This is a genomic window from Paenibacillus sp. N22P23 (genome assembly GCF_059383735.1).
Genome location: NZ_JBXENT010000002.1, coordinates 658,362 through 683,913, shown reverse-complemented (window position 1 = coordinate 683,913; position 25,552 = coordinate 658,362). Strand labels below are relative to the sequence as shown.

Sequence of the window (25,552 nt, the reverse complement as noted above, 5' to 3'; positions counted from 1 at the left end):
AAAAAAAGCAAGCGGCAACTAAATGCCGCTTGCTTTTTTTCTTGTCTCTCACTCTCACGATTCCTTACATTTGCTTCGTCTTAAACAGTGTATTTATCGATCCGCCATTATTAATAATTTGGAGCGCAGTTGCGAGAAGCTCCGCCATTGGAAGTACAACGAACTTATCCGAATGGTTCGGGTCAATTGCGATGGTATCCGTAATAACGACCTTTTTAATGTAGGGATGCGACAGCTTCTCGAGCGCGTTATCCGAGAACAACCCATGTGTTGCGCAAATATAGGCGTCATTCGCGCCTCTCTTATGCAACGCCTCAACAACATTCACAATCGTACCACCTGTATCGATTAAATCCTCTATAATAATCGGAGTCATGCCTTCGACTTCACCGATAATATGAGTGATTTTCGTCTTATTGTGAGCAGGGCGGTTCTTAATCATAATTGCAAACGGACAGTCCATATAGTTGGCGAGCTTCTCAGCGGTTGTTGCCCGACCAGCGTCAGGTGAAACAACTACCGGATTCTTAATGTTCATTGACTTCAAATAATCCGTGATAAGATCCAAAGCGGTAATATGATCAACAGGGATATCGAAAAAACCTTGAATCGGATCGGCATGAAGATCAACAGTAATTAAGCGGTCAGCACCAACAGTTGTCAGCACATCAGCTACGAGTTTCGCGGAAATTGGTTCGCGCGGGGCTGCTTTCCGTTCCTGACGAGCATAGCCATAATACGGCATAACGATATTAATCGTTTTGGCTGAAGCCCGTTTTGCAGCATCAATCATAATCATGAGTTCGACTAAATGCTCATTTACGGGATGAGACAAGGATTGAACGATATAGACATGAGCAGAGCGAATCGATTCGATATAACGTAAGCTGATTTCTCCGCTTTGCAACCTGGAAATCTCAATGTCTCCAAGAGGAACATTAAGCTGCCTGCATAGCTCTTTCGCGAGCGGGAGGTTCGATGAACCGGAAAATATTTTTACATTTTGCATCCGCTGGACGCCTCCTAATAGAATTGCTATGCCATTTATGCATGGTAAGCATAGGTTTTTATTTTCTTGCAACATACAGTTAGTTCCATTATATCCTTTTCCTTTGTAAACTCAAAAAAAACCTTACCTGTAAAAAAGAACGGTCTTGAATAGTCTGTTTAGGCTTCACTGCCAACAGCACCGCGCGAATTATGTGTCAGGGCTGCGCGAATTGGCAGAGTTTATTCACCAATCAGGGTGGCGGAGATTTTCAAGCCCGTGATTAATAATACCAGCTTTTGTAACAAGCATTTTCCATAGTCAATACCGATGCCATATTTGAATCATTATGTACAAACTTTTTATTAATCGTATATTTCGCTATAGAATTTAACATTATTGCTGTTTTGATAGAGTTTAGATAACCGTTTTCTTTATTAAAAACCACCATCAAACGATCACCAATAATATTTCTAACTTTACCACCCCGACTATTTAGAAATAAGAAAAAGGAAGTCCCAAAGGTCTTAACTGATGACCAATGGGACTTCCACTAGAAAAAATTTTAATATAATGTATTACAGGGGAAAGCTAATACCTGTATCAGTCATATCGTCGTGATTAGTAGCACCTGAAATCGCCATGCCTGCAGGAAAGCTAACATCAAAAGTAATAGTATTATACAGATGTGAATAATGACCATAAACGTTTGTAGAAGTTGAGGTAGTATTGTTCTTCAAAACTCTGAACGTCATATATCCTCTATGAGTTTTAGTTGATCTCGAACCGTTGTTCGAATATAGCTTTAAGTCAATATCAAATGCAATACCTGCGTTTGCACTCTTATGTTCTGCAGTCCAAATATATTCCGATTCTGACGCTGGTGGGTTTACACCAGCAAAATCACGAGAATAAACAGCATACTCAGAATCTTGAATGTAAGTCAAATTAGAGTTAAAGGTCATTCCAATAACATCTGTCAGTGCATAGGTTGGGGTTATGAGCCAGTCAAAAGAATTCTTCAACAGATACTCAGTTGTTGTTCCACTAACTAGAGAATTTGAAGTCGTCATTCTCATCCAAGAAGTAGTTTCAGTGTCAGTAGCAAAGGTCGATATTCCGCCCTGTGCTTGTTTTTCTTTTTTCTCTTTATAAGCTTTAACCTCTTTTTCTGCCTGTTCCTTACTAATATCCGTCACTCCGTCTTCGGTGCTTACGCGATAATATTTAGTATCAACGGCAATTAATGTCCCGGTTGTATCCGCTCCGTACTTGGAATTAAAGGCTTCGTATTCCTCTTGCGTCATTAACTCAATTTCTTTGTCAGTAAATCCAAAGGATACTAACCTCTCAATATCCGTTCTATCAAGTATGGAATTTTGGGACTGATTTCCTCCAGCAGCAAATACTGAAGTACCGCAAGCGAGTACTAGAGAAAGTAAAAGGCAAAGAGTAATACTAAAACGTTTGTTCATGATTAGTCCTCCAAAGTTGTGTATTCGACACCGGCCGATGTACAATTGACAGAATATAACATTATTTATGAAAATGTTGTAAAATTTTGTCGAAAACAATTTACTTTAGGGAAAATTTAGATAATAGGGGTGTGTTTTATGGGTAAAAGGATGCTTATAGTCTTTATTGCTTTATTATTGGTTGTGATTTTGGGTCAAACATTTTTAACTCGCAACCATTACAATATCAATCAGTTTATTAAGGATCAGCAAATAGAAGATCCGCAGATAGTAACCCTTAAAGATAAGTCCTATATCTTTTCTGGCACAAATAATATTTATGTATTTAGAGGTAAGTCAAATTATGAACACTATGTTGGAGAGGAACTAGGAAACTACATTATTGGAGGAATGGAAAAGGGATCTGTGGCCATCATGATTAAAAATATAGAAATCGCAAATGATATACGGAGCTACTCGGTTATTATTGATGGCATAGCAAAGGGTCGCAAAATTGAGTTTAAAAGTGGAAATAACGTTATTGTAGTTGATGAAAGAATATGGAATCCGACTCCAAACTTTAAAGTTATATTTTACAATAACTTAGGCAAAGAAATTATGTTGATTAATCATTAAATAACTATGATCGTAAAGCTCGATTCGTAAGAGAAGAAGTCCAGGAAGTGTTGAAAGAGGAGAGACTCCTCATCCTGAGAATTACAGGAGAGAGCTGCACCGTGTTGGCCGGCCGAAGTCTAGCCACGGTATTTTACGATGATCTGCGTCTGATGCCCGCGTATGGCGTAGATCGCATGAAACCAGACCAACAAGTGAATCCGGCGCAGCTGGCGGCATATGAGGGCCACCGAATCTTGCTTGTCCTGGACGAGGATCCGCTATCACAATTCACGTGGCAAACACTAGTAAATTCAGCGGATTGGAACAGGCTGGAGGCGGTTGGGGACAATCGGGTAGCGTTCATTCCAGCTTATCCTTGGATGGAATACACGGTGTTTACGCATGAGCTCATACTTGACGAAGCGCTCAAGCTTTGGCGGAATCGTGCATAAGTTTAAGTCGTGCTCAGCATGCCCATGGCAGATTTACTAAACGAAGAAAAGCTGCTGCATCATTTTCTAATTTGACTCTTCCTTTAGTTGCCGGAGCACTTTGATCCGAATGCTAGCGCGTCTGGCTCGAATGAACCAAATTATATTATGGGGTCAAATCGTGGATGCCGCTTATGATCAAATGAATGAGGAGCTAGGCGAAGTTACGGACGAGGAACGAAGGCAGGCTATCATTGATCACTTTCAGACACATCTTATCGATATCGATGCAAGTGCATTCGGACTTCTGACAAATCCATTTGCAAGGAAACGCAGGTATATTGAAGATCCTGAGGATCCGAACAAAAAAACAGCATTAAAGATGGCTTGCTGCCTTGCTTATCGCCTGCCGTATCGCCGGAATACGGCATTTAACTATTGTTATACGTGTCCGCGTCTGAAAGAGAATGATCGCGCGTTAATGAAAGCAAATGGTCAGTACTGATGTGCGATGGCGAAAATAATCTTGATGGAAAAAAAGAGGCTGTCATAAGACAACCTCTTCCACCTGAATTTAGCTCTAGAGTACTCGTCTAGCCGTTACATAATGCGTTGACCAATAGCCGGAAGTCAACGAATTAATTGCAAGTCCGTCGTTAGACGGGGTGTTGTGGATAAACTGACCGCCGCCGATGGAAATTCCGACATGATTGATGACGCTGTTGTTGCTTCCGATCGTATCGAAGAAGACGAGATCGCCTTTGCGCAGGATGCTTTTGCTTGTATAGGAGCCTTGGGTTTTCTGGGATTTCGTGCCCCACTTCAGATCCACGCCTACTTTAGCGAAGACGAATTCCGTAAACGAAGAGCAATCGAAGATCAGCTTCGACGGGTTGCGCGTACCGAAATCATAATGGACGCGGCCCATGTAGCTTTTGGCGATGTCGACGACACGATCGGCATTCGAGCTGCTAGAGTTTGATGAACCCGAACCCGACGAACTTGGACCGCTGTGGCTCGTATATTTATCGTTCGCGGATATGTAGCCGGTATTGCCACGCTTATCGGAGACCTTAAGCCAATAGCTGTTTACCTCGGAGATGATATGGATCGATTCACCCGTCGGAATTAAGCGAATGACGCGGCCGCTTGTGCTGGCGCTTGCGCGCAAGTTTACTCCGGACGTGACCTTCGTTTCGTAGACGGTTGCGGCTGACGCTTTCGGCAGAAATGAGGCTTGTCCGATGCTTAATGCTCCGAACCCGATAACGGTGCACAAGCCGACGGCTATTATTTTACGTAGAATAGGCTTTGCAGACATGTGAGTCCCTCCATTGTTTGATGTCGGGATTCACTCTATCACATATCTGAAAGCCTAATCTTTTCCTCTGAGAGAGAAAATTCCGTCAGAGCGGCTATTTCAGCCCTTTATTAGAAGTTTATGAGAATTTATTCAGACATGCTAGGAAAGTTCCGCACTCATTAAAAGAATGGGCCATACACTAAAGAAATTCTAAGAAGCTTATTGTATGGAAGGGTGAAATAGGAATGCAATATTATTATTATCATCAACCATTATATTGGTATCCTAATTGGAACTATTACTATCGACCAGCTACCCCAGATCCGGAGGATGTCAACCAATTTAAACATTCAGCAATCCAATTTCTGATGCCTACCTTAGAAATGTATCATTTGTTAAACAGTATTTCCCATAGCCCTGACCTGGCTAAGAAAATTAAAAAAGCCGCTTCGGAAAGCGACCACGATCAGATTAATAAGTTGATCCATGCCGCGGGTGTAACAACTCCTGTCACCACTGAATTCAATCCTGATGGAATCATGTTATCGTTTAAACCAACGGATTCTAATGCTTGTTTCGCGATCCGATTATCGTTGTGTTGGTAATCGTAATAAAGAAAGGTGCATATCCGCTTAGGATCATGCACCTTTCTTGTCATTGCGCTCTATTTCGTTCTAGTGAAGGTTTGACCGGCCAATTCAAGCGTATCGCCATTTACGATGAACTCGACCGTACTAACGGACCTGTCCGCAACAATGCGGATATGGGACGAGTCAACGATCAAGTAGTTCCCTACTGCCTGGCCCGCACGATAGAAGACGCCGTCCGCGGTCAGTTCCATCACGGTTCCTTTGCGTGATTCGGTCCAAGATCCGACGAGCTTAGAAACGATTTCTGCACTTGCTGATGCGGCAGGGGAGAGGACTAGATCATATCCTCTTGCCGTCAGATGTTCGACGATCTCCTTGTAGCTGGCATTATCCGAAGTGCCTGCTCCGAACGGATTCTCCTTCGCGCCTCGCAGGACATATACATACTCGCCTTTGCTTCCCAATTCGGAATCTTTGGCATCATGATTATCCGCATTCCATTTCGCTTGATCTATCACTTCGATTGTAGCAACAACGTGTGCTTCAGGCGATGCCGCATCTTGCGGCAAGTAAAGCAAGTCGATCGCACTTAGAGCATTCGCCGACAATGCTCCGGACTTTATTCCGTCCGCGATCGATTCCGCCGGCCAAACAGTCGGGCGAAGCTTACCGCCGAACGAAGACGGAATCTGCAAGGAGTAGCCGTATTTGTCCAACATCAATTGCTCATCCATACGGTACTCAAGAAACTCGCTGTTTGGGGTGAAATAGGCCGTCTGTGACGATCCTTCCCAATAGACGTCGTAACCGAGCTGTCCGGCTACGCTGCGAACGGGCAAATACGTGCGGTTGTTATAAACAAGCGGCGTCAATGCCGAGCCGTCCTCATCTTTTAACTCGACTTGGCTGCCGCCGACATTAACTTGTACGGACGGATTTAAGAATGCCTTCACTTGGGTCAATTGCCCGGATGCGTATACACCAGCCGCGAGCCCGAGCGTCATGGTTGCGGTTAACCCTGCAGCGATAATCGTTTTTTTCTTCATTGAGATGACCTCCGTAAGCTTATTGTGATCTACACATAGCTATGACGGGGAACCTCACGAGAAAGTTTGGAACAATTCTCCGATCCGAAATTATTTTACGTATGCTTGATTGATCAGATCATCAGCTAATCGTTCCGTCGGAATGACGAACTCTACGATCCCCATCGATCCGGGGGCGACAGCGTACTTATCGAAGGAAATCACAAGTTTGTTGTCGGCGTTAATATAGAAGTTTTGATCCTTCTCGATGGATCTGAAATTCAAATCCGACTCTTGCTGACCATTTCCAGTAACCCAGAAAAACGAGTTTTTGTCTTGTTTCATTCTTGCTATCATTTGTTCCTTAATGTTGCTGCTGATGAGATCGATATACTGGTCGCCTTTAAAGAGACTCGGCAGCGTGATGAGTGCATGGTTCACTTTGTCGACTGTATCGTATTTGAACGTAGTTGAGGAAGAACCTACGGTATTGACGACATAGCGTCCAACGGACAACAGGCGATCCGTATCGGTTTTGACAACATAACCGCTTTCCACACCAGCTTCACCGCCGCCGCTTTGCTTCAAATCTTCCATTTCTGCCATGAATGCATCGTACAGCCGTTTGCTCTCCGCAGCATATTTGCTGTTTAACTGTTGTTCTAACGACGTGTCACCAAGATCGGAAATGGCCGGTACTTGAATATGGGCTTTATAAGTTGGTTCTTCTACCTTGTATTCGCGGATCGTTAGTACTTTAACGAGGGGGCCGATGACCGGCCACTTCGAAGACGCATTCGCAAACGAGGGACTTATGTTTAGAGCGGAAATAAACAAGGTCACAATTGCAGCCGCGGCAGCGACCCATCGAATGCGTATCGTCTTCTTATGGACATGCTTGCGAATTGCTTCTTCTACAATAATGTCCAGACCCTCGGGGACAGGTATTTCGTTATATTGTCGCTTCAGTTCGGTCATCTTGTTACCCATTTCCATCCACCTTATTCAAGTTTTCATCGTTCATGAACAAGCGCAATTTACGAAGCGCTTCATACAATCGCGTCTTGATCGTGTTGACATTTTCGTTTAAGACATGGGCGATTTCTTCGATTTTCATGTCGTCGAAGTAGCGGAGCACGACTACACTGCGATAAAGGGGAGGGAGCAAGCTCATCGCATGTTCCAAATCAAGGTCCCGATAGGCATCTTGTGAATGTAATCCATAGGTTTCGAGCGTCTCCTCGTCGAAGGTAACCACGTATTTCTTTTTCCTCAAAAAGTCTAACGCGGCGTTTATGACGATGCGATAAAACCAACTTTTCGCTTGGGCAACATCTTTGAGTGACTTTGAGGCGGTTAACGCTTTCTTGATAGCCTCTTGAATAATGTCCAGTGCGTCATCGGGATTTCTGACGTATGTATAGGCCAAACGATAGGCGTTATCTTTGTGTTGTAAGATGCATTGCAGCACTTCCTTCGAAGAAGGGGAAGCAAACATGGTGAATGAACTCTCCTTTACAATAAGGGCCGTAAGACTATGACGATCCAGGTTAGCAAAAAGTTTGCTGCAGAATTATTTGCCAACCAGGATGTTGACAAGATTCAGTTCCTAAGATAGGATTTGGTTGAAAACATAGAAGACGAGGGCTGAATAATGCAACTATTATATAAAGTTGGGAAAAACCCGATTATTGCAGCAGTCCGAAAGTCGGAAGACCTTGATGATGCCTTGAGAAGCCCTGTCGACAATGTTTTTTTTATGGGAGGCACCGTTCTGGAACTTGTTCAGTCGGTTCGTTTAACGAAAGAGGCAGGCAAAGGAGCTTTTGTTCACCTTGATTTGATAAAGGGGTTGTCTAGTACCGACCGTGAGAGTCTGGAATGGATTGCAAAGTACGCCGGAGCTGATGGTGTTATTTCTCCCAAGAGCCATATCATCAAGGAAGCGAAACGATTCGGATTGTATGGCATTCTTCACCTGTTCGTAATCGATACGGTTGCTCTTGAGAATGGTCTGAAGCTGAGTCGACAGGTCGATCCTGACGGCATTGAATTAATGCCGGGTGTTATTGATAAAGTGATCCGCACATTTTCGGAACTGCTGAGTGATAAACTGATTATCGCCAGTGGTCTCATCCAAACCCGTGAAGAGGTAAATACGGCCTTGAATGCGGGAGCGACTTCTTTGTCGGTAAGCAATAAGGAACTTTGGAACCTTACTTTCGATCAATTAAATTAATCTTATAACGTGTTATGTTCATCTGTTGGAGTGATGACGAAGAGAAAGCTCCCAACAATGAGGCCATGTACCCTATGTACGTGTGTCTTGTTGCTGGGAGTTTTTTTATTTCAAACCTAATTACGAGAGGAAGGATTCGACCAGTGAACAAGGAGAATCGTCAGATCATAGTTATCAGTATCGATGGGATGGCTGCTTTCTATTTACGAGATCCACAAGTGAAAATGCCGGTACTACGGAAAATCATGGAGACCGGAGCATCTGCAGAGGCAATGGTCAGCATTGCTCCGACAGCTACATGGGCGATTCATACAAGCATGGTTACTGGTGTTTATCCCCGCAAGCACGGAGTGTTGGGCAATTGGGTTATCGATCGTCCCGCTGGAAGAGTGGGGGAGCACTTCGGAGACTTGACATGGAATAAAGAAGAAAGTGTATGTGTACCTACAATCTACGACATGGCCAAGGCTAGAGGTTGGAAGACGGCTGCCATTTGCTGGCCTAAGACGCGTCAGGCAAAAGCTTTGGACTGGTGCATCCCTGAATTTTATCAGCAAGAGTTATTTGAATCTTACAGCACTCAGGAGTGGTGGATGGAGCTGAAGAATGCTGGTTTTCCGGTAGACAAATATGGAGCTTGGAGCTGTGAGCATGAAAATGCCCCAATGCAGGATTGGCTGACGACTGAAATTGCCAAACATCTGCTGACCAACCACAATCCGGATTTGCTGCTCATGCACTACTTAATGCCAGACACTTATCAGCACGTTTATGGCATTTCTACGAGTGAAGTGTACTGGGCTCTCGAATATATTGATGAACGGATCGGAGACTTAATTGAAACTTTGAAGTCAACGGGAAAATGGGACAATACGGATTTGTTCATCGTTTCCGACCACGGCTTTGTGAATACAACACGAACATTTTATCCAAATGTGCTGTTTAAGCAAAAAGGATGGTTTGAGCAGTCCACGCCATTAATCGGGAAAGTGGCGGCGGTATCCAATGGTGGAATCGGTTATGTGTATGTACTGGAAGATCAAGCTGAGGAGCGCACCCGGCTTATGGATGAAGTTCGGGAGCTGCTTCATAGTACGCCGGGCATCGCTCGCATATTCGAGCCTCAGCAGTATGCAGAATTAGGCTTGCCGGCGGAAGGAGAAATGGCGGATCATTGTCCGGACTTCATTTTCGAAGCTGAACTCGATTGTTTCATACATTTCGACCATACAGGCGAGGAAGTGTTACAGGAGGGTGGAAAATTTTATGGTATGCACGGATATCTTCCACAGCATGAACAAATGAAGGCGATTTTTGCTGCTACGGGCAAATCCATTCAGCCTTCCGTTAAATTGGGGGAAATAAAACTGGTCGATATAGCGCCTACTTTGATGCGTCTGATTGGAGGAGAGCTGCCTGATACCGATGGTCGTGCTCTTGATGAAATTTGGAAAGCAGGTGTAGCTGATGGAAGTAACGCTTAAGAAAGGGGGAGAGCTTTTTGATCAGGTAAAGGCGTTTTTTTTCGATCTGGATGGCTGTATTTATTTTACGGATACGTTGGCGCCGAGCGCCGGCAAGTTAATAGAAAGACTTAAACAGGAAGGCAAAAAGGTAGGTTTTATTACGAATAACTCCCGGCTTACAGCACGTGAAGTGAAGATGAAACTTCATAAAATGGGCTTGGAAATTCCCTCTGAAGACATATTTACGGCTACCGATTTAACGGGTCTATACATCAAGAATAAATACGGCAACAAGCGAGTGAAATCGGTTGGCAGCGATGGGCTGAGTGCCGCGCTAGCTTCAGCAGGACATGAACTGCTCCCGCTCGATTCTGAGGAAGAGTCCGATGTTGTTGTCGTTGGCCTTGATATTACGTTTTCCTACGCTACACTGGAGAAGGTTGCTGGAGAAGTGGATAGAGGGGCGATTCTAATTGGAGCAAACGCCGATGGCTACCATCCTGGCAGCAATGGAAAGCGAGTACCGGAAACAGGTGCTCTCATTGCTGCTATCGAATCGGTGACGGGCCGGAAAGCAGAGTATGTGGGTAAGCCGGAGTCGAATTTGTTTCTTTACGGCATGCAAGCATTCGGTTGTAGTGAAAAGGAAAGCGTTATGATCGGGGACAATTATTATACGGATATAATCGGTGGAAAACATGCGGGCATGCATACCGTATGGATCAGATTGGAAAATGAAACTATGCCAAGGCGAGAAGAAAGTGCTGCTAATGCTTGGCCGATGGCAGATTATGTGTATGCAACGATTGCAGAACTGTTGGAGGGCTGCAATCTGTGAACACAGACAGCAATAAGGCCTAGCAAGTTAACGCCATACCATATCATTTAAACAAAAGTTAACCATCTGCCATGAAAGGGCGTTGAGAACGTATGGATATTCAGATTTATCATTTTGTTGAGGGAGCCCGGCAAGCGCGAGGGTTGACCGTCATTATCGATGTATTCCGGGCCTTTTCGGTCGCCTGCTATGTAACGGCGGGCGGAGTTCAGAACTTGCTGCCGGTCGGGAGCATGGAGACCGCGTATCGGCTGAAGCAGGACAATCCGGAATATATTCTAATCGGGGAGCGCGGCGGGGTGATTCAACCGGGCTTTGATTACGGTAACTCACCGTTCTCCATCCAAACCGTTGACTTCAGTGGCCGGACGATTGTGCATACGACAAGCGCAGGAACGCAAGGTCTCGTCAATGCGGTGAATGCGGATGAGATTATTACGGGCAGTTTCGTCAACGCGCAGGCTATTATCGACTACATTCGCATAAGGAATCCGAAGCATGTTTCTCTGGTCTGTATGGGCTGGGGTGCGGTGGATGAGGCAGACGAGGACACACTGTTTGCGCAATATGTAAAGAACGCACTGGAAGGCAAGCCGAACGACTTTCCCGATATCGTCCGCTTTCTGCGGCACGAGAGCAAGACTGGCAAATTTCTTGATACGACGGATGCTTCCGCACCGCCTGAGGACTTCGACTTGTGCTTAAGCCTGAATCGATTTCCGTTCGTGCTGAAGGCCGAGTCGATTGGAGAATCACTGATCAGGCTAGTGAAGCATGATGTTATCGAAGGAGCATTATTATGAGCCGTCGTGTTCTCATTATTGGTACGGATGGGTTGCGTCCGGATAACGTGGATTTGAAGCGAATGCCGACCTATGCGGAGCTGATCAGTCGAGGGACATTATTCAGCTCCTTCCAAGCAGCTTACCCGTCAGAGACTCGCGTCAGCATGACGACTTTGACTACGGGGGTGCTGCCTGGCCGTCACGGGGTCGTCAATAATCTGATGGTGGTGCCCGGCTTTGGAGAAAAAGGGTTCCTGCAGACAGGTGACGACCGGGATCTCTTGGCTTACAACGGCGCAATGTCGGAGCCATTCATTCTGGCTCCGACATTGGGTGACAGGCTGCATGAGCATGGGCGTAACCTTGCTGTAGCCGCTTCCAGCTCCCCTGGAGCCTCCCTTCTGTGGAACCTGAATCACCCGGAACAGGTGATCAATCCGTCGTCGACTTACGGCGTCGAACGGCTTCGGCAGCTGCATGCGGAGCTCGGAGAACGTTCTCCGGAGCGGTCGCATGTGAAGCGGGAACATGCTCTATGGGCGACTCGGGCGTTAACGGAGATTCATCTGCGGAACCCCGAGAATCAGGCTATGGTTCTGTGGCTGTCGGAGCCGGACGCCAGCCAGCACGACTATGGGCTCGGCTCACCGGAGAGCCTGGAGGCATTGGAGCTTATCGATGCATGTGTAGCGGAGGTGCTCAGAGCTGTCAAGCGTGAGGGGTTGTCGGACGAGCTGGACCTGTTCCTGATCAGCGACCACGGCCACTCGACGATTCAAGCTCAGGGCTCGCTGCAGGAGCATGTGCGGAGAGCCTGTGAGGAATTAGGCTTGGCGTCTAACTTCGTTACAGCCGGGCACTATGTGTATGCGGCACCTGATGAGTCGACTGAGCCCTCGCCGAAAGAGGCAGCCGCCCTCGTTGCGTGGCTGCAGGCAAAGCCATGGTGCGAGCGGGTTTATGCCGGCTCTCCGGCTTATTGGGACCTCCCCGGCGTGTTGCCGCTGGAGCAGCTGCTCGGACCGATTACGCATCGCCGCGCTCCACTCTTCGCCGTTCAGCCGGTATGGACACACGAGCCGAATGAATATGGCGTGCCGGGGACGACGTTGACTCTGACCTCATCTACGGCCCTTCGCTCCAGCCATGGGACATCCAGCCCTTACGACCGGCAAGCCTTCTGCCTTGCCGTCGGCAGCAGCTTCCGCCAAGGCGTCGTTTCCGAGGTCCCCTGTGGCATCGAGGATATTGCGCCGACCGTCTGCTGGCTGATGGGCCTCCATGCCGAGACCGGCTTCGACGGTCGTGTGCTGAGTGAAGCGCTGCGAGGACCAGCATAAGCAAATAGGAGTGTTTTATACGAATAATTGACAGTAAAAAACAAAAAAAGATTGGCAATTACAAATGGTGATAGATTTCGAACCTGCAGATGTGCATACAATGATAGGATTTGCCATCCTCCCTCAGTACCGAGTCACTTCATCCTGTTCTAAACTGAAAGTTGTAACAAATCACGCAGTAAAGTTAAAGCGGTTTAACTTTTCTGTTCATATGTAAGCGCCTCCAACGTCGATGTGAAACGCATCGCAAAACACCTTCAAAAGGAGTAGAGACCATGTCAAGAAAAGTATCGAGCTTAGTTTCTTCGCTTGTGATCGGCAGTATGCTGTTCTCCAGTACTTCCGGCGCAGTCCCGTCTTCAAATGCCGACGAACATTGGGCGGCCAAAGAATTGCAAAAGTGGACATCGGACGGCTTGTTGAAAGGCGACGAGAAGGGGGACTTGCATCCCGATAAAGCCATTACAAGGGCTGAATTCATAACCTTAATCAACAATATGTTCGGCTTTAAGCCGCCGTCTGTTGCACGTTCTTTCCCGGATGTTAGCTCCAATGTTTGGTATGCATCGGAGTTCCAGAAAGCCTACGACTCAGGAATCGTACTGGGAGACGAGCATGGGAACATGAACCCCAATGCCAATATTACAAGGCAGGAAGCCGCTGTTATCTCGGCCAGATTGTTTGTGCTGCTTGACGTCGGTGCTCCAAGCGAAGTTTCTTTTAACGATTCGTCCCAAATCGCGAGTTGGGCTAAGTCCGCGGTTGCTGCTTTGGAGGCCAAGCACTACATCGCAGGCAGATCGAATAATGAATTTGCTCCTAAGGCCAACATCACGCGCGCGGAAGCGGTAAAGATGTTAGACAACATTATGGGAGAAATCATTAACAAGCCAGGCACTTACGAGGGCGATAAGGCCGGGAATCTGGTTGTAAATACCGCCGACGTAAAACTTAACGGCATGATCATTAACGGTAATTTATATGTAGCGCCTGGCGTGAGTGAAGGAGACTTTACGTTAAGCCATGTACAAGTAAAAGGCGACGTAATCGTCGAAGGAGGGGGCATTCATAGCGTGCACCTCGATGATTCGAATATCCAAGGCAAGTTGATTATTCTCAAGAAGAACGCCCCTGTCAGAGTCGTAACTTCCGGAAGCACGGACATTGGGCAGGTCGTCATTTCCAGTGGCGCAACGCTGGAGAACCATGCAAGCCATGCGATTCCAACCGTCGTTATTACCGGCGATGATGTAGTCGGCAAAGCTGTAACGCTTACGGGTGATTATGTAAGCGTGGACGTGCAAGAGAAGGTTGAATTGGACTTCGGCAGCGGAACCATTAAGGATATATTCGTAAACGGTCAGGCTTCTATTACGGGATCGGGCGAAATTGTAAATGCGACAATCAACGTCAACGGCGTAACGATCGAGAAAACGCCTGCGAATGTTAAATTAATGGATGGATTGACCGCTACTATTGGAGGCGTCGTAACCGGCAGCGTGGGCAATGGAGGCGGAGCTATAGGCGGGACCGGCGGTTCGGTTATTACGCCTCAACCACCTATCGTGGCATACGGAACGTGGGGAGATTCTTTAGCGGATAGTTCTGTACCGCAGAACGTGAAATCCTACATCACGGAAATTCGCGGCGTTACCAATCCAATGGGAGGCCAGAAAAACGTCATTACGGATGATCTGTTCGGAGTGACTCCGAATGTTTTCCCGATCCAGCTTGGTGCGAACATCACTACCTCCTATATGGACAGCAATAAGAATCTATGGATGGGTACGACAACGAACCTGATCTATCGCGATAACGCAACGGGTGCATTCAAAGAGTTTGGTGCGGACGTATTGGGCTACGGCAACGTCGATATGATTATTCCGGACGAATTGGGCGGCGTATGGGCTTTAGTCGGCAACGTTGAGATCCCGACTACCCCCGATACACCTGTCGACTACTCCAATACAAAGGTCATTCACATTACAAAGTCTGCTGTAAGCAACTAACGGAGAGGAGTTAGATTCGGATGAAGAGACAAAAGTCAATTAAATCGATGTTATCGAAGGTCACGTTAACTTCTGTGTCTATAGCCACGGTATTGATGGTTCCTGCGAATGCTTTCGCCGAGCGGAATACCGTCGTTGTACCGACACCTGTCGTACACCAGGTTGCGGCACATTATACGAAGCAAATCAACTATTTCAAACTGGGAGACCCTCGAATTCCCGGCGGAGCGAACAGCAAATATTCTGCAGACTGGATCACGCCTGACAATTACACATCGCAAAGCGCATTGTCCAACAACCGTGTGCTTCCATTTGATATGCCCGATTCCGTGCTTGAGGCTACCGGTTTGGGCAGCGAAGTCGACATGGCGTTCAAAGACGCTAATGGGGCGTACTGGGTTGTCGTTAATCCGAAAGGTCTGGTAAGAATCGATTTCGGTGCTTCCGACGCTAACGATGTATTCCAATACTTATCGGGAAGCCGGTACATATTTGACGCTACCAGCGACGATAAAAATACGATCACGGGCATCATGTCCGACGGCGATCACGGGATTTGGATTCAAAACAGTCAAGGTGCTACCCACGTTAAGTTCGTGCTGCAAACCTTGGCGGAACAAGCGGCGAACATGGAGTACACGCGGGGCTTGTTCGACAGTCAAGGCGCGATCGGGGACCAAAGCGGCTTAACATTGGATTATGGCAACGATACTTCGGACAACGGGCCGGGCTATGTATCCACTTTACCTACAAGCCCGCGAGTCGGCGGAACGAATTATTTCCAAGACGCTTCGGGCAGAACGTATGCGGAAACGCTTAGACCGACCAACAACTTTGCTTACTGGTCCGGATTCAACAGCATTGGCGAAGGGGCGAGATACGACTATTTAGCCAATATGCCGAATCCTACGCTTAACGATGTTATGGCCAAGCAAGAAGCTCGCTCTAATATCATTCGTACAGCCTCTATGGCGATGCTGCTTACGAAGATCAATGGGCTCAACAACGGTTCTCCGACCAGAAGCTTCAATGAAATCGGAACCACTAACCTAACAGGCAGAAATTCGTATAACTTTGCAAAAGCGCCAGAGAATACCGATGCTTCTAAAATTCAAATCGGTGACGTATTCTCCTTTGGCCGCAATTATGACTTTGATAGAAAAGAAGATCCGATTCAATGGTATCCGTACACAAGGTTCTTCGGAAACGGATTGCCGATTCACCAGTACAATCCGGAGCTCGCGGCTAACAACGGCTTAACGGATGAACAGTCGCCGGGCACGCCTGGTACGAACGCTTTCGTAAGGAATAATGATGCGCTTGCACCATGGCAAGGCTACAAGGATGTTGCGCAAGGCAATCTATCGCAAGGCAATGACGCAGCTAACCCGATCGGTAAAATTTTAGGTCCTAACGGCCCGTATCCGACGATTGGCAAGGGCGCGCATGCTTCGGCAGGTATCACCGTTTATGCCGAACAAGATTTTAATTCTGCTACAAGCATTCAAGCTCAAGAGTGGAACTATAAATACCAAGTCACTCAGAACGTAAGCGATCGATACCCGGATCTCATGGCGATGATTGTTTCACCGGATCCAGTGAATCCAACGCGTGCATCTTATGGCGGTATTAGCGATTTAGCGCTTGGCAGACTCATTACGGATGGCACAACCACCAACAAAGGGCTTCAAGTCTACATGCATCCCTCATCTGAGGAGCCTGTTGGCGATTTCGCGCAATACTTCACGCTTTATCATTATGTATTGAAACCGGAGCTTGCTAATCCGAATACGCCTGCAAACATTAGAGAGCAGGACGAGAAGCTTCTTGCTTTGCTAAGAGATAGCGCAACTGTTGAATTGAACACCATTATCGATAGCGGCTATATGCTCATCGATCCTAACGGCCAAAACTCGTCTTGGGCAAAATGGTCCGCGGACAATTTCAATAACGATCGTGGGCCGAACGAGTATTCCAACAACGATGGCATCCAACAAAACATGTTTTTCGCTGACGCATCTCTGAATGCAGCAGAAATTACGATGTTTATTCGCGTAACAATGGAGATCCTCGAGGACGTAAAGACGGATACGACCGATGTGGACGTATTGCATGATATGGACGCTTGGGTAACCAGGTTCGGCGCGCCGGCTCAAGAGCATAATTACGCTTACTTCTACAACAAGTTCGCTGCCGAGTACAACAAAATCTTCACAGGCACGAACTATGCAATGAACGGCTATGTGCTGCCTGCGTTCTCGCCGCTGCATACGGCGTTCGATGAATCAACTACAGTCGATCTATTCGGAAATCCGGTTCCAAAAGCGGCGATCAGAAACGGTTCCGGCTATATTTCCTTTATGCAAAACGTTAAGGCGTTAAAAGATAAAGAAGCGCAGATGTGGATTAAAGACAATAACTGGTTCATTAAAGCTGCGACCGGAGCATTGCAAGTGGATGACGATACTTCGGTATTGGAATACATTGAATCGTTGCCGCCAGCGGAGAAAAACAACTATTATTTGAATTCCATGCTAATCTTCGGGAACTTGGAACCTTTGTACGGGGATCCATTAAACGATACGGGCGATGATCTTAGAAAACTCGTCACCATGTCGCAGATTCAAATCGATTTCTTTAATCAATTGACAAACAAAAAGGCCATGCGATTAAGCTTTAATCACAGCGACGCGATGATGATGTTCGAAATCTATTATCCGTTAGCGATGGCAGCCAAAAATGATCCGCAATACCCGGCAATTCAAGCGGCTTACGGCAATGTTTATAATACGGTACTGATTAATTCGGATATACCTGCTTATACGTATTTGCAAAAGATCATGAATCCGAACGATCCAAAAATTGATGAACAAGTTAAGCATGATACTTGGATGCTATCTCGGATTCCTCAATACGGTAACGGAAACATGGTAACCAATAACTACGCCAATCGAGAAGATTACTTCTTCTCAGGAGCAGGAGAAGATATGCTCATGGGCCATGCCCCAGTGTCCAACAGGGTGTTGCCTTTGGATGAACGAGGATCGTTCAAGTATAATTCCGTACAAACAGAAGATGATAGAAACGCGGAATTTGTTGAGGACCATGATATAGTCACGCCGTTCGCAAGCGGCTGGAACGGCGCACAAACCAACCACGTGAAAAGCAATAACTTTGGCTTGCTTTATGATCCGTCTATTTATACGACTGGCTATTGGATCGCGGTCGATAGCGGAATTATTACGGATGCAGCCCCTGTGAATCAAATTCAAGCGCCTTATTCCGTGATGCCGACGTTTGCTGCAACAAGCGCAAGCTATGGTGCTGACGGTTCTGCGCCTGCAGCTATCGATGTAAATTCGGGACGCGGATCCACGGGCGCAACGTATGTATCGTCGATCACTGCTACCACGGACGCAGGGACTCAGACGCTCAACAGCGGCACTGATTTTACGACTGCATTTACGGCGCCGCAGTATTTCGTGAGCAAGAATGGCCTGCTCAAGATTAATCTAGAGCCTGCGACAATCCAAGCGCTTTCGAGCAATGGTACCAAACCGGTTACACTCAAAATCGTACTTGGCGGCGCGAGCGGCGTTATAGGTTATGTAACGCTGTCCAATAACAATTAGCTGAAATTTATTCATAAGATTAAACACGTAATTCGGAATGAGCGCTGTTTGACTACAGAGCTCATTCCGATTTGCGTTTACCGACGAGATGACATCAAAAAACAAAATAAGATTGACTATTACAAATGGAGATAGATTCCCGTTGTGCAGATGAGCAAACAAAGATAGGAATTGCCATTCTCCCTCAGTACCGACGCAGGTCAACCTGTTCTAAACTGAAGTAGTAACAAGCAATGGAACTGCAGTGTTATCGATGAACTGGGAGCGTAGGTAAATGGTAAGCCGAGAAATCTTGTTGGGCATTGACGGTGGTGGAACCCATTCGACCGCGATCGCTGTCGATATGGAGGGAAACGTCCTAGCCAAAGTGACTGGTGAATCGATTAATTATTATGCTATAGGGATGAAACGAGCACGTCATCATCTCATGCTTATCATGAATCAGATGGTGGATAAAGTAAAAACGGACAAGTTTGAAAGCGTGTACATCGGGAATTCAGCTCTAAGTGAGAAAGCCGCGGCATCTATGATCGATAAGTTGACCGGAGGCATCATCAAGAGTAAAAGCGTGTATATGCACAGTGATTCCTATATCGCATTATTAGCAATGACGACAGGTAAACCGGGGATATTGATCATAAGCGGAACCGGATCGATGGGAATGGCTAAGGGATTATCCGATGAACTCCTGACAATTGGGGGTTGGGGCCATGTGCTAGGTGATTATGGAAGCGGTTATCATATTGCGCTCCAGGGTATTCAAGCAGCGATAACAGCCGAGGATCAAATGGCGACGGCGACCATGCTTCAGGAAGCGCTTAAACGGCATTACGCTGTAGGAGATATGGGAGAGCTTATCGATAAATTCTATAATCCTCCGGTAGATAAACATATTATAGCCGGTTTTGCCTTTGAGGTTGCAAGCTGTGCCGAGCAAGGCGATGCGGTTGCTCTGAAGATCGTGAAGCAGGCGGCGCATGATCTTGCTGATCATGCGAAGGCTTTAGTGAAAAGATTGAATATCCAAGGCGTGCCCATTGGTGCAAGCGGAAGCGTATTCAAAAAAAACAACATGATATTTGAGGAATTCAAAAGAGTACTCAAACAAGAGTGTCCATTATCGACAGTAACACGAATCGATTTTCCTCCGGAATTCGGCGCAATCTTCGCATGTTTTCACGAAAATAAGCTTTTATTGGAGCCCTCCATTCAAGAGCGCATGAAAATAACCTATGAATTGCTGAAGGAGGAGTAACATGAACGCGGGTTTACAGTATATTGACGGCGTATTGAAGCTTGTTGAGTTGTTGAAAACAGAGGAACAGGAACAGTTGAGTCAGGCTGCACATCTAATTGCCGATGCGATCGAGCAAGGCCGAACCTTGCACGCGTTCGGAACGGGGCATTCTCACATGCTCGCTTTGGAGCTGTTCTATCGGGCCGGCGGTTTAGCAAGTGTAAATCCGATTTTGGAAGAGGGCTTGATGCTGCACCGAAATGCGGTGCAAAGCACGGATCTGGAGCGGCTCGAAGGGTTGGCCTCCGTGATCTTTAAGCAGCAATCTGCTAAGGAAGGTGACGTTATCATTATCGCGTCAAATTCAGGCAGAAATGCAGTAAATATTGAAATGGCTCTGGAAGCAAAATCTAACGGGTTAAAGGTTATCGCCATTACGAGCCTGAAACATGCTGAGGCTTCGTCATCAAGGCACAGCAGCGGAAAACGGCTGCATGAAGTAAGCGACGTGGTCATCGATAATCACGGGTGCATCGGCGATGCATCGGTTGAGATCCCCGGCTCAGCTATAAGAGTAGCACCAACCTCAACGGTGTCGGGGGCTTTGATTATGAACGCGATCGTGGCGGAAGTCGTTCAGCTTTTAGTGCAGCGGGGAGTAACGCCGGATTTATACGCCAGCAGCAATATGGATGCCGGGGATGAGCATAATCGACGTCTCATCGACAAATACAAAGGAGCGATTCGGAGTTTATGACAACTTTTCCTTCCATCTCTTCGTTAGGTGAAAACAGTTCTGTTATTCAGAACTGGTGCGAGCGAAATAACTATTCCTATCTCGGAGATCAGGGCGGCGAAATCCAAATTACAGCTTCTTATTCAACGGAAGCCAGATTTACATATTTGGAGGAACTGGGTTCTGTCTCAGATGAGATCTATCAATTGGAGCTATCAGGTGAACTGCCTCGGTGTGAGGTGAACATCATTTGCTCCGGAGAACGTGCCTTAAGATATGCCTTGAATGCAATTTCTCTCAAGATCAAGCGTGGAGAATGGCGGGAAGGCGTTGAATTCGATTACCCGCGATTTCCAATCAGAGGCATTATCGAAGGATTCTACGGACAGCCCTGGAATCAGGAGCAGCGTCTAAGCATGCTTAGCTTTATTGCCTCGAACAATATGAATACCTACGTATACGGCCCCAAAGACGATGTTTATCATCGTGAGCGGTGGCAGGATCTTTACGATGAGGAGTCTTACACCAAATTAGGCGATGTTTTCTCCGAGTCAACAGCACTTGGGCTCGACTTTTATTATTGCATTGCACCAGGGCTGTCTATGCGTTATTCGAGCGAGGAACAATTTGAGGCGCTTGTTCGAAAAGTAAGTCAAATCTACGAACTTGGTGTCAAAAAGTTCTGCTTGCTGCTCGATGATATTCCGGAGGAGCTTCAGCATCATGAAGATATTCGGATCTACTCGGATCTTGTTGAAGCGCATATTCGGTTAGTTAATCGCTTCTATACGGAAATTATGAATTGGGATGCCGGAATTCGTCTTGTTGTCTGCCCTACGCAATATTGGGGGAAAGGCAACGAACGTTATATTTCACTGCTAGGGAGCAGCATCCATCCAAGCATTGATCTCTTTTGGACCGGACGCAATATTTGCTCACCTGAGATTACGCTCAGCGAAGCGGCCGTATTTACTCAAAATACGTATCGAAAACCGCTCTATTGGGACAACTATCCAGTAAATGATGTGGAAATGACCGACGAAATGCATATCGGCCCATACCGCCAAAGGGATCGTCATTTATACCGATTCTCTCGAGGGGTTATAGCTAACGGAATGGAGTATGCCGAAAGCTCCAAAATATCCTATGCTACGATCGCATCTTACTTATGGAATCCTGAGCAATATGATCCGGAAACGAGTTGGCGCGATGCGCTTAAGGAGGTGGTTGGTCAAACGGATTTCGAGCACATGCTCCAATTCGCGGACAATGTAAGATATTCCTGTCTATATCTCACAGACTCGCCGATGCTTGCCGCTGAATTGACTCGATTTAATTTTGCATACTTTTATGGGGATCGGAAACAAGCAATCGATGATTTAGAGAGATTTGTATTAAAAATGAACGATTCTGCTGCCGTGTTATTATCGGGTGGCATGGAAAATCAAGCCTTGCAGCAAGAGCTGAAGCGCTGGATTCTTAAGTTCTCCGTTGGCGTTGCCGTGCTGCAGGACTGCATTCATTACATTCGAAGTCAGAGCATGGATGACCTTATGACAGTTCGGCATAATTACGAATTATATCGCAGCGATCTCACGTATGTTTTTTCCGATGTACTCTCTTCATTCTTAAGTAAAGTGCTTGAAGAATATTATTCTGCTAAATAACATGTGGAGGATGATTACAAATGAAAAAAGCGATCATTGGACTAGCGGTTGTTACTTCCCTTACAGCACTTACAGGTTGCGGAAACTCGAACTCAGATACGAATAACGGAGCAGGCACAGAGCAGGCCGGCAATGCCGCCACTAACGACAGCAATGAAAAGTTCACGATTCGTCTGGCCGATGGATCTCCGGGCGATGAAGTGCTTAAAGTATGGAATAAAGTAAAAGACATGTACGAAGAGCAGCATCCGAACGTTACCGTAGAATTTGTTTTGCAGGATCCTCAGCTGTATCAAACAATGGGTCTGCCTAGCTTGCTGAATGGCGAGAACGCACCGGATATTTATTTTGAATGGGCTGGCGACAGACTCAAGACGAGAGTAAATGATGGATTTGCAGCAGATGTAACGGAAGCGCTTGAGACGGAAGGCTTTAAAGGCAAATTTGGAGAAGGTAATTTTGTTGGGATGGTTTACGACGGTAAGAAATATATGATACCGACTGACAGCCAAGTAACGAATGTCATTTGGTACAACAAAAGAATCTTTAACGACCTGTCGATACAGCCGCCTAAAACATGGGACGAGTTTATGGCAGCTTGCGCGAAAATCAAAGCAGCTAACATCATCCCGATTACTACAGGCAACAAGGATTTGTGGACAGCTGGCAATTGGAACGCTCATTTGATCTCCAGAGTTGTTGGAGAACAAGCCTATGTAGATGCGATGGAATTGAAGTCGCCATTTAACACGCCGGATTTTGTAAAGGCAATGTCTTACGCCAAAGAAATTTGGGATAAGCAGTACATTAACGACAGCGTAAATGGTATTAACGATGACGAAGGCGCAGCATTGTTCTTTAACGAGAAAGCTGCTATGTATCCAATCGGAGCATGGTTTGTATCCGGAGCTCAAGATCATGCGCCTGATATGGAATACGATTACTTCAATATCCCGGCTATTCCTGACGGTAAAGGCGATCAAGGAAGCGTGATCGGTGTTCAGCAAGGATACGTAATCAACAAAAATTCCAAACATATTCAAGCTGCGATTGATTACATGAAGTTGTACGAATCACCTGAAGTCGTTACCATGCTGAGTCAGGCTGGCTCTTCGATGATTGCACCGGGATCGGAGCCTGAAACCAACCCGATCAATCTTAAGCTGAAAGATATGATGAATACTACAAAAACAGTAGTCTCCCCTCCGGATACCGGATATAACTTAGAGGTTGCTGATGCTCTTAACTCAGCTACAGCTGAAGTCCTTGGCGGCGTGAGCACACCTGAAGAAGCACTTGCAAAATTGGATGCCAAAATTGCCCCGCTGAAAAAATAATCTTTACCCCAATAAGCCGGCGTCTTTAAGCAAGGCTCCGGCTTATTGCATTGTTAAATGAGGAGGTCTGAAAGTAGTGCAAAAATTACGCATTTCACCCTATCTGTTCACAGCACCGGCAATGCTATTATTTTCGTTTACGATCCTCCTGCCGATTGTGATGACGCTTATCTTCAGTTTTTTCGATTGGAACGGTTTCGGAACGATGAAATTCACTGGTATTGATAATTATATTCGGGCTTTTCAAGATCATATTTACCTTGTCTCTTATTGGCATATCTTCATCTACATCATCCTGACTATCGTTCTTGAAGTAGTAGCAGGACTCTTGCTGGCAGGTCTAATTACTGTGAAATTAAAGGGAACGGGTCTATTCCGAATCGCTTTCTTTACACCGGTTATGCTACCGATGCTTGTTACCTCCTTCATGTGGAGATTTGTATACAATTCGGATTTCGGATTACTAAACGCAGTATTGAAATTTGTTGGTTTGGAAAGTTGGACACATGTATGGTTAGGCGACCCACATACAGCGCTATACGTGCTATCTATCGTGTCTGGATGGGTCTATGCCGGATTTTATATGACGATCTTTTACGCAGGCATTCAGCGTATTCCTAATGATATTTATGAATCGGCCTATTTAGATGGTGCGACGGAGAAGGACATCTTCTTCAAAATCAAAATTCCGATGATTAGAAACCTGGTGGAAGTCGCACTCACATTATGTATACTTGGTGCTTTCCAAGGGTTTGACTTGTTCTATATCATGACAAATGGCGGTCCGTATAATGCTACTGAAATAGTAACAACGTATTTGGTTAAGGTTGTGTTCACCAATGCTAACATCGGCTACGGTTCCGCGCTGGCCGTGATCATGACGCTGGTCGTCATCGGAATCGGGTTATTATTGAACAAGTTAAAGACTAGTGAGAAAGATTCACTGGAGTATTAGTAGCAGTCGATGGAATGAAAGAGGTGCTCAACATGGAAATGTCTAGTTCATACGAAGTGCACAAAAGCGGCAGCAATGTCATATGGCGAATAACTTATTATGTATGCATGAGCTTGTTCTCCCTTATTTATTTTTATCCCATGATTTGGATGCTGCTTTCTTCATTTCGTGACAATAAAGAAATATTCAATAAGCCATTTTCGCTGCCGGAAACATTTAATTTCGATAACTGGGTGGAAGCTTGGAAAGTCGGAGGCATGAGCACCTACGTGCTCAACAGCGTAATCGTAACTTCTGTAACGGTTGCATGTATATTACTGTTTGCAAGCTTAGCGTCGTTTTCTTTTAGCAAGTTAAGATTTAAGGGAAGCAAAACGATGCTTACGCTGTTTGTATTTGGTTTGTTCATGCCCATGCAGTCCTTTTTTATTGCGCAAAATTATCTTTTTGAACATTTGCATATTAAAAATACGTATTATGCGCTTATTTTGCCCTATGTCGGGATGGGACTTCCGCTAGCGATATTTTTGCTTAAAGCGTATCTCGATTCGATTCCCAAAGAAATGATGGAAGCGGCAAGAATTGACGGCTGTACGGATCTGCGAATGTTCTGGAGTGTCATCATGCCTTTGTTGATTCCGAGCTTGGCAACCGTTGCGATTTTCTCTTCGTTGAATTCATGGAACGAGCTGCTGCTCGCCTTGCTCTATGTGCAAAGCGACAGTCTGAAGACGATTCCCGTAGGCTTGCTCGCATTCTCAAGCAAGCATGTGACGGATTATAAATTGTTGTTCTCAGCGCTTACGATCATTACCATTCCAATGATCATGATTTATGTGTTTTTCCACAAACATATCGTTAGTGGATTGACGGAAGGATCTATCAAATAGTGTAAGAACACG

General features: G+C 46.0%; 23 protein-coding genes. 17 read left to right on the top strand and 6 right to left on the bottom strand.

Annotated features, from left to right (window positions below; all coding sequences use genetic code 11):
- Positions 1-64: 64 nt before the first annotated feature.
- Together AC506A_RS13595 and AC506A_RS13590 are read right to left on the bottom strand one after the other, a co-directional pair.
- Complete coding sequence (locus AC506A_RS13595) at positions 65-1,009, bottom strand: ribose-phosphate diphosphokinase (RefSeq protein ID WP_495461531.1); 945 nt, start codon at positions 1,007-1,009, stop codon at positions 65-67.
- A gap of 557 nt (positions 1,010-1,566) precedes the next feature.
- Entirely contained in the window at positions 1,567-2,463 is an 897-nt protein-coding gene (locus tag AC506A_RS13590; RefSeq protein ID WP_495461530.1) for a hypothetical protein, read from the bottom strand.
- Between the two features lie 138 nt (positions 2,464-2,601).
- Here AC506A_RS13590 and AC506A_RS13585 point away from each other — a divergent pair, with 138 nt between their 5' ends.
- From AC506A_RS13585 to AC506A_RS13575, 3 genes are all read left to right on the top strand, one after another.
- A complete protein-coding gene (locus AC506A_RS13585) occupies positions 2,602-3,078 on the top strand; it encodes a hypothetical protein (protein ID WP_495461529.1) in 477 nt (158 codons plus the stop codon).
- A 101-nt stretch (positions 3,079-3,179) separates the two neighbouring features.
- Positions 3,180-3,512, top strand: coding sequence for a hypothetical protein (locus AC506A_RS13580; RefSeq protein ID WP_495461528.1), 333 nt, complete (start codon positions 3,180-3,182; stop codon positions 3,510-3,512).
- Between the two features lie 109 nt (positions 3,513-3,621).
- On the top strand, positions 3,622-3,996 hold the full coding sequence (locus tag AC506A_RS13575; protein ID WP_495461527.1) for a hypothetical protein: 375 nt from the start codon (positions 3,622-3,624) through the stop codon (positions 3,994-3,996).
- A gap of 75 nt (positions 3,997-4,071) precedes the next feature.
- On the opposite strand, the gene AC506A_RS13570 is transcribed toward AC506A_RS13575, so the two are convergent.
- Positions 4,072-4,812 (bottom strand): C40 family peptidase, encoded by a 741-nt coding sequence (locus AC506A_RS13570; protein WP_495461526.1) that lies wholly within the window; start codon positions 4,810-4,812, stop codon positions 4,072-4,074.
- 227 nt (positions 4,813-5,039) lie between these two features.
- On the opposite strand from AC506A_RS13570, the gene AC506A_RS13565 reads away from it, so the two are divergent.
- Positions 5,040-5,399: a YuzC family spore coat inner layer protein gene (locus AC506A_RS13565; RefSeq protein WP_495461525.1), complete on the top strand. Its 360-nt coding sequence runs from the start codon at positions 5,040-5,042 to the stop codon at positions 5,397-5,399.
- 59 nt (positions 5,400-5,458) lie between these two features.
- On the opposite strand, the gene AC506A_RS13560 is transcribed toward AC506A_RS13565, so the two are convergent.
- The 3 genes from AC506A_RS13560 to sigV form a co-directional block, all read right to left on the bottom strand.
- Positions 5,459-6,430: a stalk domain-containing protein gene (locus AC506A_RS13560; protein ID WP_495461524.1), complete on the bottom strand. Its 972-nt coding sequence runs from the start codon at positions 6,428-6,430 to the stop codon at positions 5,459-5,461.
- A 90-nt stretch (positions 6,431-6,520) separates the two neighbouring features.
- Positions 6,521-7,399, bottom strand: coding sequence for an anti-sigma-V factor RsiV (gene rsiV / locus AC506A_RS13555; RefSeq protein WP_495461523.1), 879 nt, complete (start codon positions 7,397-7,399; stop codon positions 6,521-6,523).
- Positions 7,392-7,907 carry an RNA polymerase sigma factor SigV gene (sigV, locus tag AC506A_RS13550; protein WP_495461522.1) on the bottom strand — a complete coding sequence of 172 codons (516 nt, stop codon included), beginning with the start codon at positions 7,905-7,907 and terminating at the stop codon, positions 7,392-7,394. Before sigV ends, rsiV begins: the two co-directional genes overlap by 8 nt.
- A 156-nt stretch (positions 7,908-8,063) precedes the next feature.
- Here sigV and AC506A_RS13545 point away from each other — a divergent pair, with 156 nt between their 5' ends.
- The 13 genes from AC506A_RS13545 to AC506A_RS13485 all read left to right on the top strand — a co-directional run bounded on the left by AC506A_RS13545 (position 8,064) and on the right by AC506A_RS13485 (position 25,540).
- Complete coding sequence (locus tag AC506A_RS13545; RefSeq protein WP_495461521.1) at positions 8,064-8,648, top strand: glycerol-3-phosphate responsive antiterminator; 585 nt, start codon at positions 8,064-8,066, stop codon at positions 8,646-8,648.
- A gap of 143 nt (positions 8,649-8,791) precedes the next feature.
- Positions 8,792-10,132, top strand: coding sequence for an alkaline phosphatase family protein (locus tag AC506A_RS13540; RefSeq protein WP_495461520.1), 1,341 nt, complete (start codon positions 8,792-8,794; stop codon positions 10,130-10,132).
- Complete coding sequence (locus tag AC506A_RS13535; RefSeq protein ID WP_495461519.1) at positions 10,116-10,952, top strand: HAD-IIA family hydrolase; 837 nt, start codon at positions 10,116-10,118, stop codon at positions 10,950-10,952. The genes AC506A_RS13540 and AC506A_RS13535 overlap by 17 nt, the downstream gene beginning before the upstream one ends.
- Positions 10,953-11,044: 92 nt before the next feature.
- Complete coding sequence (locus tag AC506A_RS13530; protein WP_495461518.1) at positions 11,045-11,755, top strand: 2-phosphosulfolactate phosphatase; 711 nt, start codon at positions 11,045-11,047, stop codon at positions 11,753-11,755.
- The gene (locus AC506A_RS13525) at positions 11,752-13,077 is read left to right on the top strand and encodes an alkaline phosphatase family protein (protein ID WP_495461517.1); all 1,326 of its coding nucleotides are present in this window, start codon (positions 11,752-11,754) and stop codon (positions 13,075-13,077) included. The genes AC506A_RS13530 and AC506A_RS13525 overlap by 4 nt, the downstream gene beginning before the upstream one ends.
- Positions 13,078-13,352: 275 nt before the next feature.
- Complete coding sequence (locus tag AC506A_RS13520; RefSeq protein ID WP_495461516.1) at positions 13,353-15,086, top strand: S-layer homology domain-containing protein; 1,734 nt, start codon at positions 13,353-13,355, stop codon at positions 15,084-15,086.
- A gap of 20 nt (positions 15,087-15,106) precedes the next feature.
- Positions 15,107-18,718: a hypothetical protein gene (locus tag AC506A_RS13515; RefSeq protein WP_495461515.1), complete on the top strand. Its 3,612-nt coding sequence runs from the start codon at positions 15,107-15,109 to the stop codon at positions 18,716-18,718.
- 274 nt (positions 18,719-18,992) lie between these two features.
- Positions 18,993-19,973 carry a BadF/BadG/BcrA/BcrD ATPase family protein gene (locus AC506A_RS13510; protein ID WP_495461514.1) on the top strand — a complete coding sequence of 327 codons (981 nt, stop codon included), beginning with the start codon at positions 18,993-18,995 and terminating at the stop codon, positions 19,971-19,973.
- Between the two features lies 1 nt (position 19,974).
- Positions 19,975-20,712: an SIS domain-containing protein gene (locus AC506A_RS13505; protein WP_495461513.1), complete on the top strand. Its 738-nt coding sequence runs from the start codon at positions 19,975-19,977 to the stop codon at positions 20,710-20,712.
- Positions 20,709-22,358, top strand: coding sequence for a protein O-GlcNAcase (locus tag AC506A_RS13500; RefSeq protein WP_495461512.1), 1,650 nt, complete (start codon positions 20,709-20,711; stop codon positions 22,356-22,358). Before AC506A_RS13505 ends, AC506A_RS13500 begins: the two co-directional genes overlap by 4 nt.
- A 20-nt stretch (positions 22,359-22,378) precedes the next feature.
- Positions 22,379-23,695 carry an ABC transporter substrate-binding protein gene (locus tag AC506A_RS13495; RefSeq protein ID WP_495461511.1) on the top strand — a complete coding sequence of 439 codons (1,317 nt, stop codon included), beginning with the start codon at positions 22,379-22,381 and terminating at the stop codon, positions 23,693-23,695.
- 76 nt (positions 23,696-23,771) lie between these two features.
- Entirely contained in the window at positions 23,772-24,650 is an 879-nt protein-coding gene (locus AC506A_RS13490; protein WP_495461510.1) for a carbohydrate ABC transporter permease, read from the top strand.
- A gap of 32 nt (positions 24,651-24,682) precedes the next feature.
- Positions 24,683-25,540 carry a carbohydrate ABC transporter permease gene (locus AC506A_RS13485; RefSeq protein ID WP_495461509.1) on the top strand — a complete coding sequence of 286 codons (858 nt, stop codon included), beginning with the start codon at positions 24,683-24,685 and terminating at the stop codon, positions 25,538-25,540.
- The last annotated feature ends 12 nt before the right edge of the window (positions 25,541-25,552 follow it).